The sequence below is a fragment of the Candidatus Palauibacter sp. genome (assembly GCF_965216145.1).
Classification (GTDB): domain Bacteria; phylum Gemmatimonadota; class Gemmatimonadetes; order Palauibacterales; family Palauibacteraceae; genus Palauibacter.
Genome location: NZ_OZ244149.1, coordinates 127,983 through 141,211, shown reverse-complemented (window position 1 = coordinate 141,211; position 13,229 = coordinate 127,983). Strand labels below are relative to the sequence as shown.

Genomic DNA, 13,229 nt, shown 5'->3' with positions numbered 1-13,229 from the left:
CTCGGCGGAGGCCGGGTGGCCACCGTCCCCCTTTTGAGGGGCAGCTGTCAGGTGATTACCGTATCAGAACACGCGGGGTCGAAATCGTTCACCGTTGCACCTTACCATCGCCGAGCGGGAGGAGATCTCGCGCGGCTTGAAGGCGGGGGATTCGTACCGGGCGATCGCCGGGCGTCTGGGCAGGGCGCCCTCGACGATCGCGCGCGAGGTCGCCGCCAACGGCTCGATAGAACGATACAGGGCGTGAAGGGCGGAAGAGCGGGCGGCCGGGAAGGCTCGGCGCCCGAAGGTGGCGAAGCTCGCCGGGCACCCCCGGTTGCGGCGGAAGGTGGAGCGCCTGCTCGCCGAGCGCTGGTCTCTGCAGCAGATTGCCCATCGTCTTCGGCTCGACCACCCCTCGGATCCTCAGATGCGCGTGTCTCACGAGACGATCTATCAGTCGCTGTACGTGCAGACGCGGGGCGCGCTCAGAAAGGAGCTCACGGCGTACCTGCGCACGGGCCGGACGCGACGGCGGTCACCGAGGCACAGACCCGGAGAGGGGCGCCTGAAGGACATGGTTCCCATCTCCGAGCGGCCCGCCGAGGCCGCGGACCGAGCCGTACCGGGCCACTGGGAAGGAGACCTGATCCTGGGCAAGCTGGGACGCTCGGCCATCGGGGTCCTCGTCGAGCGCCGCAGCCGCTACGCGCTCCTCCTCCACCTTCCGGGCGGGCGGACGGCCCCACACGTGCGGCGCGCGCTGGTCGAGCGGATGACCACGCTGCCCGACCAGCTCAGGCGCTCGCTCACCTGGGACCAGGGCAAGGAAATGGCCGAGCACGTCCGCTTCAGCATCGAGAGCGGCGTGTCGGTCTACTTCTGCGATCCGAGGTGCCCCTGGCAACGCGGGACCAGCGAAAACACCAACGGTCTCCTCCGCCAATACTTCCCCAAGGGCACCGATCTCTCCGCCCACTCGCAGGCCGACCTCGATGCCGTCGCACGGCAGCTCAATGGCCACCCTCGACAAACCATCGACTGGATGAAACCATGCGAAGTCTTCGCCGAGACCGTTGCGTCGACCACTTGAGACCGCCGTCGGCGGAAGCCGGGTGGCCACCGTCCCCCTTTTCGGGGGCAGTTGTCAGGTGATTACCGTATCAGAACACGCAGGGGATGCTCTTTCGCACGCGTGACCTCCTGGTGCGCCAGCGCACGCAGACGATCAACGCGCTTCGGGGCCACCTGGCCGAGTACGGCGTTGTGGCTCCGCAGGGCAGGGTCCGGATCCGGCAGCTGGTCGGGGAGATCGAGGCCGGGGACTGTGGCCTGCCGGGGGCGGTTGTCGAGCTGGGCTGGTTGCTGCTCCGGCAGATCGATGGGCTCGATGAGAAGATCGACGGACTCGGTCGCGAGCTCCGGAAGAGCGCGGGGGCCGACGAGGAGACGGCACGTCTGATGACGATCCCTGGAATCGGACCGAGCACCGCGCTGGCCATCCAAGCCTTCGCACCGCCGATGGAGAGCTTCCGACGCGGGCGCGACTTTTCGGCCTGGCTCGGCCTCGTGCCGCGGCAACACACGACCGGGGGGAAGCCGAGGCTGGGCAGGATATCGAAGATGGGTCAGCGCGACCTAACTAAGGCGACTCTTGATCACGGGAGCCATGGCGGTTTTCCACCACGAGAGTCGACGCGTCGAGGCATCGGACCCATTGCTGGCCAGGATGTTGGTACGCAAGCCCAAGATGCTGGTAGCGGTGGCGTTGGCCAACACGACGGCACGGGTCGTCTGGGCGCTGACCACGAGGAAGGAGATCTACCGGGCTCGCGCCGCCGCCTGACCGGGCAGCGAAAGGAGAGAAGCAGTGGGGAAATGATGTGGGCAGGACGAACGAACGGGTAAGGGCACGGTCAATGAGACGGGATCGGGAAAACCAGGGTATGTCCGAAGGCTCTCAAGCCTGCGAGGCTGATTTGGACCCGTTCCGCGGATCTCCATACGGGCCAGCAGCCTCAGACACGACAGGCTGCACCAACAGGCCGGATAGACGACAGCACCTGACCACAGGCACCGAGCCGTTCAAAGAAAAGCTTGCGTTATCGGGGGCGTCCATAGACGGACATACGACAGTACCTGGCCAACTGCCACCAACTCGGTTCCGAATCTGCGCTTGCTCACCTGGGGGCGTCCACATACAGCCTACCCCTGTTGAACACTACGGCCTGGCAAGTGAGGGCTGCGCCCCCCTTTGACCCCCGGGGTTTCCGCGCCGATGTCGGCACGGCGTAGGGAAGAGCCATCTCTAGAACCGGCTGCCCGTTCGTGCCGATGGCCTACCGGCGTCAGTCGGAGAACCGGGCGATGGCCCATCGCGCCGAACCCGTCGCCCGCGATGTCTTGCGGGCTTCGGCGCGGAACCTGGCGGGGGTCGAGGGGCAAAGCCCCTCGCCAGCCCCTTTGTATGTCAACGGCGCGCGAAAAAGTGACACATGCGGCGGGTGAAAATGTGACACCCGGCCGGAGGGGACGAGCCTCAGGGTGACGTCTCGGCCTCCGTGGTCGAGGGGTTGTTGCGGAGGGTGTTGAAGACATCGGCGTGCTGCCTCATGCGGTAGCTGTTACCGCGGATGTTGACGATGTGGCAGTGGTGGAGCAGCCGGTCGATCAGTGCGGTGGCCATGACCTCGTCGCCGAAGATGCGGCCCCACTCCTCGAAGCTCTGGTTGGAGGTGAGGATGGTGGAGCCGACATCGTAGCGCCGGTTGACGAGCTGGAAGAAGAGCGTGGCTCCGGTGCGCGTGATGGGGACGTAGCCGATCTCGTCGACGATCAACAGCGCCGGGTGGGTGAGGACCTTGAGCCGGTGCTGGAGGCGTCCGGCGGCCTGTGCCTCCTCGAGGGAGGTGATGAGGTCGGCCAGGGCGCCGTAGTAGATGCGCCTTCCGCGCTCGGCGGTGGCGACGGCGAGCGAGATGGCCAGATGGGTCTTCCCGACGCCCGGGGGGCCGAGGAAGACCACGTTCTCCTTGCGGTCGAGGAAGGAGAGTTCGTGCAGGGAGTCGATCTGCTCGCGCTTGATCGAGGGCTGGAAGCTGAAGTCGAAGTCGGCCAGGGTCTTCACGGCGGGCAGCCGGGAGGCGCGCATGGCGGCCTGGAGCCTGCGGTTGTTGCGCAGCGCGATCTGGGCTCCGAGGAGCTTCTCGATCGCCTCGGCGGCGGTGAAGCGGCCCCCGTCCACGCCGGAGAGGATGGGGTCGAGCGCCTCGAGTGCGCCGGGCAGCTTGAGGTCGGCGAGTTGGGCGCGGATCCGGTCGCGGCGGCCGGGCCGTCGTGCGGGCGTCACGAGGCCCCCTGGACGATCCGGGCGTACTCGGCGAGCGGGCGCCGTTGGATCGTGACCCTGGGCACCGAGGAGAGCCGGTGGATCTTCTCCGGATCCCGCCGGACCGGCAGCGCGAGCGAGGGTAGGGACGGGCTGCCAGCGGCTGCAGGACGGCTCTCTCGTCGCGCTCGAAGCGATCGGCGGGCCGCTCACGGGTGGTGCCGTGGATGCGGACGTTGGCGGCGGTTCCGAGCCACCACTCGGCCTGCGCGTCGAGGTCCGCGTCGCCGGCGAAGCTGCGGCCGTAGGTGAAGCTCTTTCGCACGTAGCCGATGGGGCGCTCGACCTTCCCCTTGGTCTTCGCCCGGTAGGGCCGGCAGGCCCTCGGCCTGAAGCCCCAGTGAGCGGCGAAGCGGAGGAACTCGGCGTTCTCCGTGACGCGGCCGCCCTCGCCCCTCAGATCCCGCACGATCACGCTCTTCATCTGATCGAACAGCAGCTCCCGCGGCACGCCGCCGAAGAAGCCGAAGGCCGCCTCCAGACCCCCGAGCAGCGTCGGCATGTCCTGCCGCCGGTAGAACCTGAGCCACAACAGCCGCGAGTAGCCGAGCACGACCAGGAAGCGCGTAGCGGCGGCCCCACGGGAAGCGGAAGTGGGCGAAGTCGATCTGGCCCTGCACGCCCCCATCCGTCTCGAACCGCACGGTAGGGTCGGCCGGAGGGCGGGGCCGCACCTTCTCGGACGTACTCCCGGAACTGCGTGTAGCCGCCGGGATGCCCCGCCGCGCGGATCTCCGCCAGCAGCCGGAGCGCCGTCAGCTCCGGATACTCCTCCAGCCGCTCCCGCACGATCGCCTTGTACGGATCCAGCTTCGTGGGCACCGGGGGCCGCGGACCATAGCGGACCTCCTCGAGGTCCCGGTCCAGTTCCCCGTCGTTGATCCAGCGATAGATCGTCTGACGGCTGATCCCCAGTCCGCGGGAGATCTCCGTCACCGTCAGACCTTCATCCAGGTAGTGTCTCAGAAGCACGCGTCGCTCCCATCCGATCACCGGCGCCTCCCATCTCCAGGTGGAAGACGCCAAGCTCTGCGTCGTTGGACGGAGGCGCCGCTCCGCCCCGCCTACGGGAACGACGGATGTGTCACATTTTCGGCCGCCACATGTGTCACATTTTCACCCGGCACTGACATTTGTACCCGCAAGGTTGGGCGGGCTCCCCGCCAAGACCGGTCGGGAGCTAGAGCTTCGCGGCCGCCCTCGACGCGGTCGCCGAAGGGTCACGCGAACGGTCCACGAAGGCGGGGTCCGTGCCCGACGCCCTCGGCCGGGCTTCGCACCCCCGCCTCGCGCGGCCTTGTCTGCGTGGGAGTCCGCCACCGCATTGGCGGCCGCGTCCCGGACAGGAGGGACATGTGGGACAACATCGGACAGTACGGACACTTACGCGATTTCCGAGGAGTTGACATCGCGGGAAGGGTCCTTTCACCGTTAGCGGTCTGGTGCGGGTGGCGCGGCGGTCATGCAGACCCTGAAGGAGCACTTCAACACACAGGTGAACGCGTTTCTAGACAGCACAGGCATGACGCCTCTTCCCACCGATCCGGCCGAGCCGACGCGTGGTACGCTGGGAGTCGAGGTCGAGGTCGAGGGATGGGTCCGCGAGCGGCTGAGGGCTGCCGAAGTGTAGCCGACGGGAGGCAATACGGTGCGGCTTCAGTGCAACGTCACCGATGGGCGTCCCGCGACTTACGGCCGTACCTGAGCGCGCAAACGACACGGGGGTCCGATGCGCACTTGGGCGCTTACGCAGTGCGCACCGGGACCGGCGCGTATCCGCTGCTGCGGCCACGTCTTGCGCTCGCGCGGCCTGTCCGGCCCGTGCCGCGCGGGCGGCACAGGCCGTGACGCTAGCGACCCCCCAGTCCGAGGGCCTGGTACGGGTTCGGGGCCGGGTGTGCTTGCGCACCCCTGCCCCCGACCCCTTCGGGTCGCTAGCGTACCAGCAATCCGTCCCGGAAGGGTGTCGAGCGGCGCTTTGGGGCGGAGGAGGACCTGCTGGCCGTCGGGCTGGCCGGCATCGCCGGCCAAGGCCGGAACGCGCCCGTTCCGGCTCGCTTTTCGCCTTCCCGCATGGGATTGTTGGCCCGGAGCGACCCCTGGCAGGCAAGGGCGAGGGTGTGAATACACGCTCGCCGCTATGCCGCACCGAGCCTTCGGCGAGGGGGGTCGCTCCGGCCACGGCCAAGGCGGCCCGTTCGGCGACCGACGACCGGGCCGCTATGCCGCAAGACGTAGGAAGCGCGGCGGATGGAGGTTCGCCGCCGTGTGAATCGCCGGAGGGCCGAAGTGTGAATCGCCCCCCCCCGTCGTTTTCACATCGCGGTGCGGCGTAGGCCGGCCCCTATTCCCCGAATTGATGGAGCCATCGCGCGCATGCATCCGCCCGGCCAAAGCACGATGAGATCGCCGACTCCGACTGGCGAAGACACCCCGCCCGCGCGAGCTTCCATGCACGCAGATCGTGCAGTCCATCACGAGAGGAATCGAATGATGGCACGCACGAAACGAAGTCGGCGCAGCTACGGCGCTGGCGAATGGGGCCGGAACCGGGTGAGGGTGTTTCCCGATCCCAAGACCGGCCGATACCAGATCGAGTGGCGCGAGAACGGACGCAGGCTCACCCGGTCGCTCAAGCACCGCGACTGGACTCGGGCCAAGAGGCAGGCGGACGAGTTCGCCGCCGGTTTCGTAGGACCGGAGCTGAACGGGCGCCGGGAAGCCGAGCCCGAGCCGCTCACGCTGGGCACGCTATTTGACATCTACGGTGAGGAGGTGACGCCCACCAAGGGCGAACGGTCCCGCCGGAGCGACAAGGTCGCGACCAGGATGTTCCTCCAGTTCTTCGGCGGGGACCGCGACCCGGCCACGCTCTCGCAGCGCGACTGGGACCGGTTCATCCGGGAGCGGCGGGCGGGCAGGATCGGACCGAGTCGACGGCCCGTGTCCGACCGGACGATCGAATGGGACCTGACGTTCCTGATCGCGGTCCTCAACTGGGCCGAAAGGTCGAGGGACGAGCGAGGCCGCCTGCTGCTGGAAAGGAACCCGCTCAAGGGCCTCAGGAAGCCCAGGGAGAAGAACCCCACCCGGATCGTCCTCGACGAAGAGGAGTACCAGGCGCTGCTCCGCGCGTCCCGACGAGTCAACCGGCGGTTCCGCGTCGCGCTCGTGCTCGCGCACGAGACCGGACACCGCATCGGCGCTATCCGCCAGCTCCGGTGGTCGGATATCGACCTCGAAGCCGGAGTCGTGCGGTGGCGCGCGAGGCACGAGAAGACGGGCTACGAACACACCACGCCGCTGACCGCCGAGGCGCTCGCTGCCTTGGAAGAGGCGCGGAGGATAGGCCAGGGGACCGGGGACGCCCCGCTGCTCCCCGCGCGGAGGGACCCGTCAGTGTGCGTAAGCCGCTCTCTGGTGCGCGAGTGGTGGGTGCGGGCCGAGGCGCTCGCCGGACTGGAGCCGAAGCGGGGTCGTGGTTGGCACTCGCTCAGGCGCAAGTTCGCAACCGACCTCATGGACCTGCCGCTCAAGGTCCTGTGCGAACTCGGCGGCTGGAAGAACGCGCAAACGGTGCTCAGATGCTATCAGAAGGCCGATGAGGGACAGCTCAGGAAGGCGCTGGAGAGTCGGCGGAGAGTTCGCATCTGAAATCCCGATCAGCGGGAATCAATCGGCGGGAATCCGGGCCCGCCGAACCCCTAAACAAAACGATCACAACCATATCCAAACCCCACCGTTCCTGCGGGAACGCCGGAACCCGCCAGTCGGGCAACTGGCTGAAGCGGACGTTCCCGCGGGAACGTGCAAAGCCCTGGATTCTTAGGGGGAGAGACGCCGCAGGACGCCTGCGTGGAGGCGGTGTCCGCCCGGATACGTGAGGGAAGTGAAGGGGACGCCCGCCCCGCGAAGCCGCGCTTCGTGCGCCTCGATCGCGGCGCGATCGTAGTACTCGTCCGCATCGCCGGCGACGAGGTGGAGGTCGGCGTCGGAGAGCGTGGCCACGTGCTCCGCCAAGTCCAGGTCGGGCGGAACGGTCGACCCCCACAGCACGGCCCGGTCGATCCGCGCGCGGCCGAACGCCAGCCAGCGGCAGAGGGTGTGGACGCCCTGCGAGAACCCGAGTCCGACGATCCGCGCGGGCGGCGACCCGCCTGCCCTCCGCCGTGACTCTTCGGCGAGGATGTGCGCGTGGAGCCGGTCGAGGTAGCCGACGTAGTCCTCGATGTCCGTGAGGCGGTCTTCGCTCGTCATCCACGAGGCGCCCACCCTGCGCGACTCGTGGTCGATGTACTGCCGGTGCAAGCCCTCCGGGGCCACGATGCACCGCGCACCCGTGTGGATCGGCTGGAAGTAGCGCAGGAATCGATGCGCGAGCTGGTTGTAGCCGTGCAGGGCGAACCAGATCTCGGTGGCCGGCCGCTCGCGCGGCTCGAGGATGGCATATCGCACACGCCGTTCGATCGTGATGTGTCTGGGTTCGACCGCCACCGCACCTCCTGGTTTACTGGAGTGATAGATTGCCACATGGATTCCGAGTTCGTCTACAGAAGACGGGTCGAGTTCGCGGACACGGATACCGCGAACCTGATCCACTTCACCGCGTTACTGAAGTTCATGGAGGAGGCGGAGCACGCCTTCTACCGGTCGCTGTCGCCGGACTTCATGGGCTTCCGCTGGAGCGAGGAGTCGGTGTTCGGGATGCCGCGCGTCTCGGTGTCGTGCGACTACCTGGGCGCGGTCCGCTACGGCGACGAGGTCGACGTGAGGCTTCGTGTGCGCGAGGTGCGGCGCAAGGCGATCCGGTACGCCGCCGACTTCACGATCGAACGCTCGAAAGAGAGGGAGGTCGTGGCCCGCAGCGACTGGACCATCGTCTGCGCCCGCCGCGAGCACGGCAGCCTCGACTGGCGGGGCGTGGAGATTCCGCCCGCGCTCAAGGCCCGGCTAGAGGCGATGCTCACCGCCTAGCCGGACGCAGGAGTTCAATCCCCTCTGCCTCCGCAGCCCGCGCAAGCTTACGGTCAAGCGTCGCCAGGGCGCGGTTCTCACGCAGCGCCAACTCCAGGTAGAGGGCGTCGTAGACGGTCAGATCGTACTCTCGTGCGAGTTGAAGAACCATGGGTCCATGCGGCTCATGGTCCAGTTGCACGCGGAGCGCATCGAGGGCCGCGATTGCGGCGACCGTGACCGCGGGGGTCGTGCGGCCCCGGCGCTCTGCGATGAGCAGGGCGTTGCGCAGTTCCGCCCACCACAGTTGCGGGGCCACGCCGCCCTCGACCCTGACCCGTTCGAGGGCGAACTCCGCAGTGGCCGAGGATTCATCCATCATCGCCCAGGCCATGGCCGTGGAGCAATCGATGACGGGAGGTCTCACCGACGGCCTTCATCCCGAAAGGCGAGGATCTCCTCGACCGACAGATTGCCGTGTCGCTCACGCAACGCCCTCAGCCTGGCTACCGCCCCGTCTACGGCCTGTCGATCGGGGGTGTCGGGAGGCACGAGTCGCGCGACGGGGCGACCGCGCTTCGTGATCATCACGCTCTCGCCCGCGGAGACCGCCTCAAGGAGCGCCGAGAGGTGCGTCTTCGCCTCGAATGTGCCGATTTCGCGCATCTGTCTGCCGCCTTCCCGACCAGGACATAAAATCAACTAGTTATAAATCTAGTTAGATGCGACCTGTCGCGTCAACCCGGGTTGGCGGCGTCGAGGACGGTCACGACGTGGCGGCCGTGGGCGTCGGAGAGGTCGGCGACCTGGTGACGGCAACTCGTGCCGTTGGCGACCAGCCACTCGTCCGCTTGCAGCGCGCGGACCGCCGGGAGGAGTTCGAGTTCGGCCACCCGGCGGGAGATATCCGCGTGCTCGGTCTCGTAGCCGAACGAGCCGGCCATGCCGCAGCACCCGGCGGGGATGGGGTCGACTTCGAGTTCCGGGATCGCGCGCAGGACTTCCAGCGTCGGGCCGTCCGCGCCGAACGCCTTCTCGTGGCAGTGGCCGTGGACGCGAACGCGGCGGACGGGAAGGGGAGCGAGGTCAAGCCGCGCCAGCGCGCCCGACTCGACGAGCCATTCGGTGAGCAGCCGGACCCCGCTGGCGACCTCCGCCGCGGCGGGGCCCGGATCCAGCGCGGGCAGTTCGTCGCGCAGCGTGAGCAGGCACGACGGTTCGAGACCCACCACCGGGACGCCGTCCGCGACGAACCGACTCAGCGCTCGCACGGTGCGGTCGAGTTCGACGCGCGCCTCCTCGACCAGCCCGGCGTTGAGGAAGGTTCGCCCGCAGCATAGCGGCCGGCCCGCCGCGGAAGCCTCCTCCACTCGCCACCCCGCTCGCCCCAGCACGCGTACGGCGGCGCGGGCGATCTCGGGTTCGAAGTAGCGCGTGAAGGTGTCGACGAAGAGCGCCACCCTCGGCCTGCGCGCCGGTTCCGCGGAAGGCGGGGACGGGGCCGAGAACGGTCGAGATGACCAGCGGGGCAGGGGACGGTCGGCGGCCAGTCCACCCAACCGCTCCCCGAGGCGCGCGAGGGCGGGGATCCGGTTCCGGAGGTTGACGAGCGGTGCGACACGGGAAGCCAGCGGCGCGTAGCGGGGGAGATACGCGAGCGCTCGCTCCCGCGGAGAGAGCGGGCGCTCGGCGCGCAGGCGGTGCAGGAACTCCACCTTCATGCGGGCCATGTCGACCCCGGTCGGACACTCGCGGCGGCACGCCTTGCACCCCAGGCAGAGGTCCATCGCCTCGTACAGTTCCGGCGACGTCCACGGGTCCTCCCCCAGCTGCCCCGAGAGCGCCAGCCGGAGTGCGTTGGCGCGCCCCCGCGTGGAATGCCGTTCGTCGCTGGTGGCGCGGAAAGACGGGCACATCACGCCGGGGCTCCGCTTCAGGCAGGTCCCGTTGTTGTTGCACATGTCGACGGCCGGCGAGAAGCCGCCCCACTTCTCCCAGTCGAGCGCCGTCGGCAGCTTACGGGTCTCGAGCCCGTATCGGGCCCGTAAGAGCGAGGGCTCGTTCATGCGCGGTGGGTCGACGATCTTCCCGGGATTGAGGCGGGCCTCGGGATCGAAGCGGCGCTTCACTTCTCCGAAGGCAGAGACCAGACGCTTCCCCAGCATCGGTTCGAGGAACTCCGACCGGATCCATCCGTCCCCGTGTTCACCGGAATGGGATCCGCCCAGTTCACCCGCGAGCGTGAAGGCGTCCACCGCGATCGCGCGCAGCCGCTCCACATCGTCCCCGTCCCGCAGGTCGAGTGCCGGTCGGACGTGCAGGCAGCCGACGGAGGCGTGCGCGTACCACACCGCGTGGGTCGCGTGGCGATCGATGATCTCCGTGAGCCGGCGGTACCACTCCGGCAGGCGTTCGAGCGGGATCGCGCAGTCCTCGATGAAGGCGAGGGGTTTGCGCTCGGCGGGCTGGGACATCGAAATGCTCAGTCCCGCCTTCCGCATCGCCCAGATGCGGGCCTGGAAGGTGGTTGATTCCGCGCGGGTGACGCCCACCGCGACCCCGCCCAGCGCGGACTCGAGCCGCGAGAGGGAGGCCGAGACCCGCTCCGGGTCGTCGTCGGCGAACTCCACCACGAGGATGTCGCGAGGCTTGCGGCGACCGTCCTCGCCGAGCTGGCGGAGCACCCGCTCGAAACTCGGCATCCGCGCAGCCAGCCCGAGTACGGTCGCGTCGAACAGTTCGACCGCCGTCGGTTCGAGCGCGACGATCGCCGGGACGGCAGCCAGCGCCTCCGCGGTACCATCGAAGCGACACACACCGAGTGCGCGTACGGCGGGAATGGGCTGAAGGTCGAGTTCGAGCGCGGTGAAGAGCGCCAGCGTCCCCTCCGAGCCCACGAGAAGATCCGACAGCCCGGCGCCCTCCCGGCCCAGACGGTGCAGCGCATAGCCGGCCACGTGCCGGGGGACGTCCGGAACCCGCCGCGCCAGCTCGCCGGCCTCGCGCCGGTAGAGCGCTCGCATGTCGGTTGCGAGGCTGTCCGCGGGCGCCGCGCCCGGCGGGGCGCCGCAGCGGAACTCGGCGCGCCGGCCGTCGGCGAGTACCGCCTCGATGCCGCGGACGTGCTCGACCATGTGGCCGTAGCGCACCGACCGCGACCCCGCGCTGTTGTTGCCGGCCATGCCCCCGAGCGTCGCGCGGCTCGCCGTGGCCACGTCGATCGGGAAGAAGAGCCCGTGCGGCCGCAGGAACGCGTTCAGCCGGTCCAGCACGAGGCCCGGCTCGACCACCACGCGCCGGGCGGCCGGGTCGAAGTCGAGCACACCGTCCAGTCCCCGGCTCGTGTCGAGGATCACGCCCCGCCCGATCGACTGGCCGCTCTGCGACGTCCCCGCCCCGCGCACGATGACGGAAGTCCCGTACTCGCCCGCGAGTTCCACGGCTCGCCTCACGTCGCCGGCCGATTCCGGGAACACGACCCCCAGCGGCTCGACCTGGTAGATCGACGCATCCGTGCTGTAGAGTCCGCGAGTGAAGCGGTCGAACCGGACCTCGCCCCGCAGCCCCGCCCGAAGTCGAGCTTCGAGCCGAGGCTCTGGCCGAGGGTCGAGTCGGGGCCGGGCCCGTTGCGTACCGGGGCGGTCGTGAGAGATTGGGCGGGTCACGAGCCCAGTTGTACGGACGCGGGACCCGACCTGACAAGAGCGCCTCAAACGAAGGAACCACCTTGACCTACCGCAGCGGCAGACACTTCCTCCAGCTTCCGGGCCCCACCCAGGTCCCCGGTCGCGTGTTCCGCGCCATGACCCGGGCGGTGATCGACCACCGCGGACCCGAGTTCGGGCGCATGGTGCTCGGACTGTTCGAGGGTCTGAAGTGGGTGTTCGGCGACCCCGCGCACGTCTTCATCTTCCCCTCCTCCGCCAGCGGCTGCTGGGAGACCGCCCTCGTGAACACGCTGTCCCCGGGGGACCACGTCCTCCTCTGGAACAACGGGTTCTTCGCCTCGAAATGGGGGGATTTCGCCCGCGCGTTGGGGTTCGACGTCGAGATCCTCGAAGGGGACTGGCGAGGCCCCGCCGACGCGGAGACGATCGCCGCCCGGCTCGCCCAGGACCGGGAGCGGCAGATCCAGGCGGTGCTCGTTGTCCACAACGAGACCTCGACCGGCGTGACCAGCGACATCGCCTCCGTCCGCGACGCCCTCGACGAAGCCGGCCATCCCGCGCTCCTCATGGTCGACGCCGTGTCGTCGCTCGCCGCGACCCCCTACCGGCAGGCGGAGTGGGGCGTGGACGTCACCGTGTGCGGATCCCAGAAGGGACTCATGCTCCCGCCGGGACTCGGGTTCTGCGCCGTGAGCGAGAAGGCGCTCGACCGTCACCGGGAGGTGGCGCCGGCGCCGCGCGCCTACTTCGACTGGACGGCGATGCTCGGGGACAACGAGGGCGGCTACTTCCCCTACACGCCGCCCACCACCCTCCTCTACGGGCTCGAGGCATCGCTCGCGATGCTGCGGGAAGAGGGAGCGGACGCCACCTGCGCCCGGCACGCCCGCCTGGCCGAGGCCACGCGCCGGGCCGTCGCCGGGTGGGGTCTCCGCAACTACTGTCAGGACGCCGGGGCGGTGTCGAACGCCGGCACCACGGTGATGGCGGGAGAAGGGGAGGACGCCGAAGCGTTCCGTCTCGCCGTGCTCGAGCGCTTCGACATGTCGCTGGGGACGGGCCTCGGCCCCCTGAAGGGGAAGGTGTTCCGGATCGGACACCTCGGGGACCTCAACGAACTCATGCTGATGGGGGCGCTGGCCGGCGTGGAGATGGGGTTGAAGACCTCCGGCATCACCCACACGGCGGGCGGGCTGGCCGCCGCCGCCGAGTTCCTGGCCGAGGCTCGTCGGCCATGAGGC

The 13,229-nt window shown here is 69.0% G+C and carries 11 protein-coding genes and 2 pseudogenes; 6 read left to right on the top strand and 7 right to left on the bottom strand.

Annotated features, from left to right (window positions below):
- The first annotated feature begins 94 nt into the window (after positions 1–94).
- Positions 95–1,072: pseudogene (locus ACOOHF_RS00655) on the top strand (IS30 family transposase).
- A gap of 86 nt (positions 1,073–1,158) precedes the next feature.
- Entirely contained in the window at positions 1,159–1,887 is a 729-nt protein-coding gene (locus ACOOHF_RS00650) for a transposase (protein ID WP_420462979.1), read from the top strand.
- 631 nt (positions 1,888–2,518) lie between these two features.
- On the opposite strand, the gene istB is transcribed toward ACOOHF_RS00650, so the two are convergent.
- From istB to ACOOHF_RS00635, 3 genes and pseudogenes are all read right to left on the bottom strand, one after another.
- The gene (istB, locus tag ACOOHF_RS00645) at positions 2,519–3,328 is read right to left on the bottom strand and encodes an IS21-like element helper ATPase IstB (RefSeq protein ID WP_420462978.1); all 810 of its coding nucleotides are present in this window, start codon (positions 3,326–3,328) and stop codon (positions 2,519–2,521) included.
- A 193-nt stretch (positions 3,329–3,521) separates the two neighbouring features.
- A pseudogene (locus ACOOHF_RS00640) lies at positions 3,522–3,899 on the bottom strand (IS21 family transposase); the annotation flags it as partial.
- Positions 3,788–4,339 (bottom strand): helix-turn-helix domain-containing protein, encoded by a 552-nt coding sequence (locus ACOOHF_RS00635; RefSeq protein WP_420462977.1) that lies wholly within the window; start codon positions 4,337–4,339, stop codon positions 3,788–3,790. The gene ACOOHF_RS00635 and the pseudogene ACOOHF_RS00640, both read right to left, overlap by 112 nt.
- A gap of 490 nt (positions 4,340–4,829) precedes the next feature.
- Between ACOOHF_RS00635 and ACOOHF_RS00630 the strand changes: the two genes are divergently transcribed.
- Complete coding sequence (locus ACOOHF_RS00630; protein ID WP_420462976.1) at positions 4,830–4,997, top strand: hypothetical protein; 168 nt, start codon at positions 4,830–4,832, stop codon at positions 4,995–4,997.
- Between the two features lie 863 nt (positions 4,998–5,860).
- Positions 5,861–7,021, top strand: coding sequence for a tyrosine-type recombinase/integrase (locus ACOOHF_RS00625; RefSeq protein WP_420462975.1), 1,161 nt, complete (start codon positions 5,861–5,863; stop codon positions 7,019–7,021).
- A gap of 171 nt (positions 7,022–7,192) precedes the next feature.
- On the opposite strand, the gene ACOOHF_RS00620 is transcribed toward ACOOHF_RS00625, so the two are convergent.
- Positions 7,193–7,861: an alpha/beta hydrolase gene (locus ACOOHF_RS00620; RefSeq protein ID WP_420462974.1), complete on the bottom strand. Its 669-nt coding sequence runs from the start codon at positions 7,859–7,861 to the stop codon at positions 7,193–7,195.
- 36 nt (positions 7,862–7,897) lie between these two features.
- Here ACOOHF_RS00620 and ACOOHF_RS00615 point away from each other — a divergent pair, with 36 nt between their 5' ends.
- The gene (locus ACOOHF_RS00615; protein ID WP_420462973.1) at positions 7,898–8,341 is read left to right on the top strand and encodes an acyl-CoA thioesterase; all 444 of its coding nucleotides are present in this window, start codon (positions 7,898–7,900) and stop codon (positions 8,339–8,341) included.
- On the opposite strand, the gene ACOOHF_RS00610 is transcribed toward ACOOHF_RS00615, so the two are convergent.
- The 3 genes from ACOOHF_RS00610 to ACOOHF_RS00600 all read right to left on the bottom strand — a co-directional run bounded on the left by ACOOHF_RS00610 (position 8,331) and on the right by ACOOHF_RS00600 (position 11,985).
- A complete protein-coding gene (locus ACOOHF_RS00610; protein ID WP_420462972.1) occupies positions 8,331–8,747 on the bottom strand; it encodes a type II toxin-antitoxin system VapC family toxin in 417 nt (138 codons plus the stop codon). The two genes, ACOOHF_RS00615 and ACOOHF_RS00610, sit on opposite strands and share 11 nt — an antisense overlap.
- On the bottom strand, positions 8,744–8,986 hold the full coding sequence (locus ACOOHF_RS00605) for a type II toxin-antitoxin system Phd/YefM family antitoxin (protein ID WP_420462971.1): 243 nt from the start codon (positions 8,984–8,986) through the stop codon (positions 8,744–8,746). Before ACOOHF_RS00605 ends, ACOOHF_RS00610 begins: the two co-directional genes overlap by 4 nt.
- Before the next feature lie 71 nt (positions 8,987–9,057).
- Positions 9,058–11,985 (bottom strand): FAD-binding and (Fe-S)-binding domain-containing protein, encoded by a 2,928-nt coding sequence (locus ACOOHF_RS00600; protein WP_420462970.1) that lies wholly within the window; start codon positions 11,983–11,985, stop codon positions 9,058–9,060.
- 62 nt (positions 11,986–12,047) lie between these two features.
- Between ACOOHF_RS00600 and ACOOHF_RS00595 the strand changes: the two genes are divergently transcribed.
- On the top strand, positions 12,048–13,226 hold the full coding sequence (locus ACOOHF_RS00595) for a pyridoxal-phosphate-dependent aminotransferase family protein (RefSeq protein WP_420462969.1): 1,179 nt from the start codon (positions 12,048–12,050) through the stop codon (positions 13,224–13,226).
- The last annotated feature ends 3 nt before the right edge of the window (positions 13,227–13,229 follow it).

Coding starts and splice junctions, on each gene's coding strand:
- ACOOHF_RS00650 (WP_420462979.1), top strand. CDS start 1,159: ATGCTCTTTCGCACGCGTGACCTCCTGGTGCGCCAGCGCACGCAGACG.
- ACOOHF_RS00630 (WP_420462976.1), top strand. CDS start 4,830: ATGCAGACCCTGAAGGAGCACTTCAACACACAGGTGAACGCGTTTCTA.
- ACOOHF_RS00625 (WP_420462975.1), top strand. CDS start 5,861: ATGGCACGCACGAAACGAAGTCGGCGCAGCTACGGCGCTGGCGAATGG.
- ACOOHF_RS00615 (WP_420462973.1), top strand. CDS start 7,898: ATGGATTCCGAGTTCGTCTACAGAAGACGGGTCGAGTTCGCGGACACG.
- ACOOHF_RS00605 (WP_420462971.1), bottom strand. CDS start 8,986: ATGCGCGAAATCGGCACATTCGAGGCGAAGACGCACCTCTCGGCGCTC.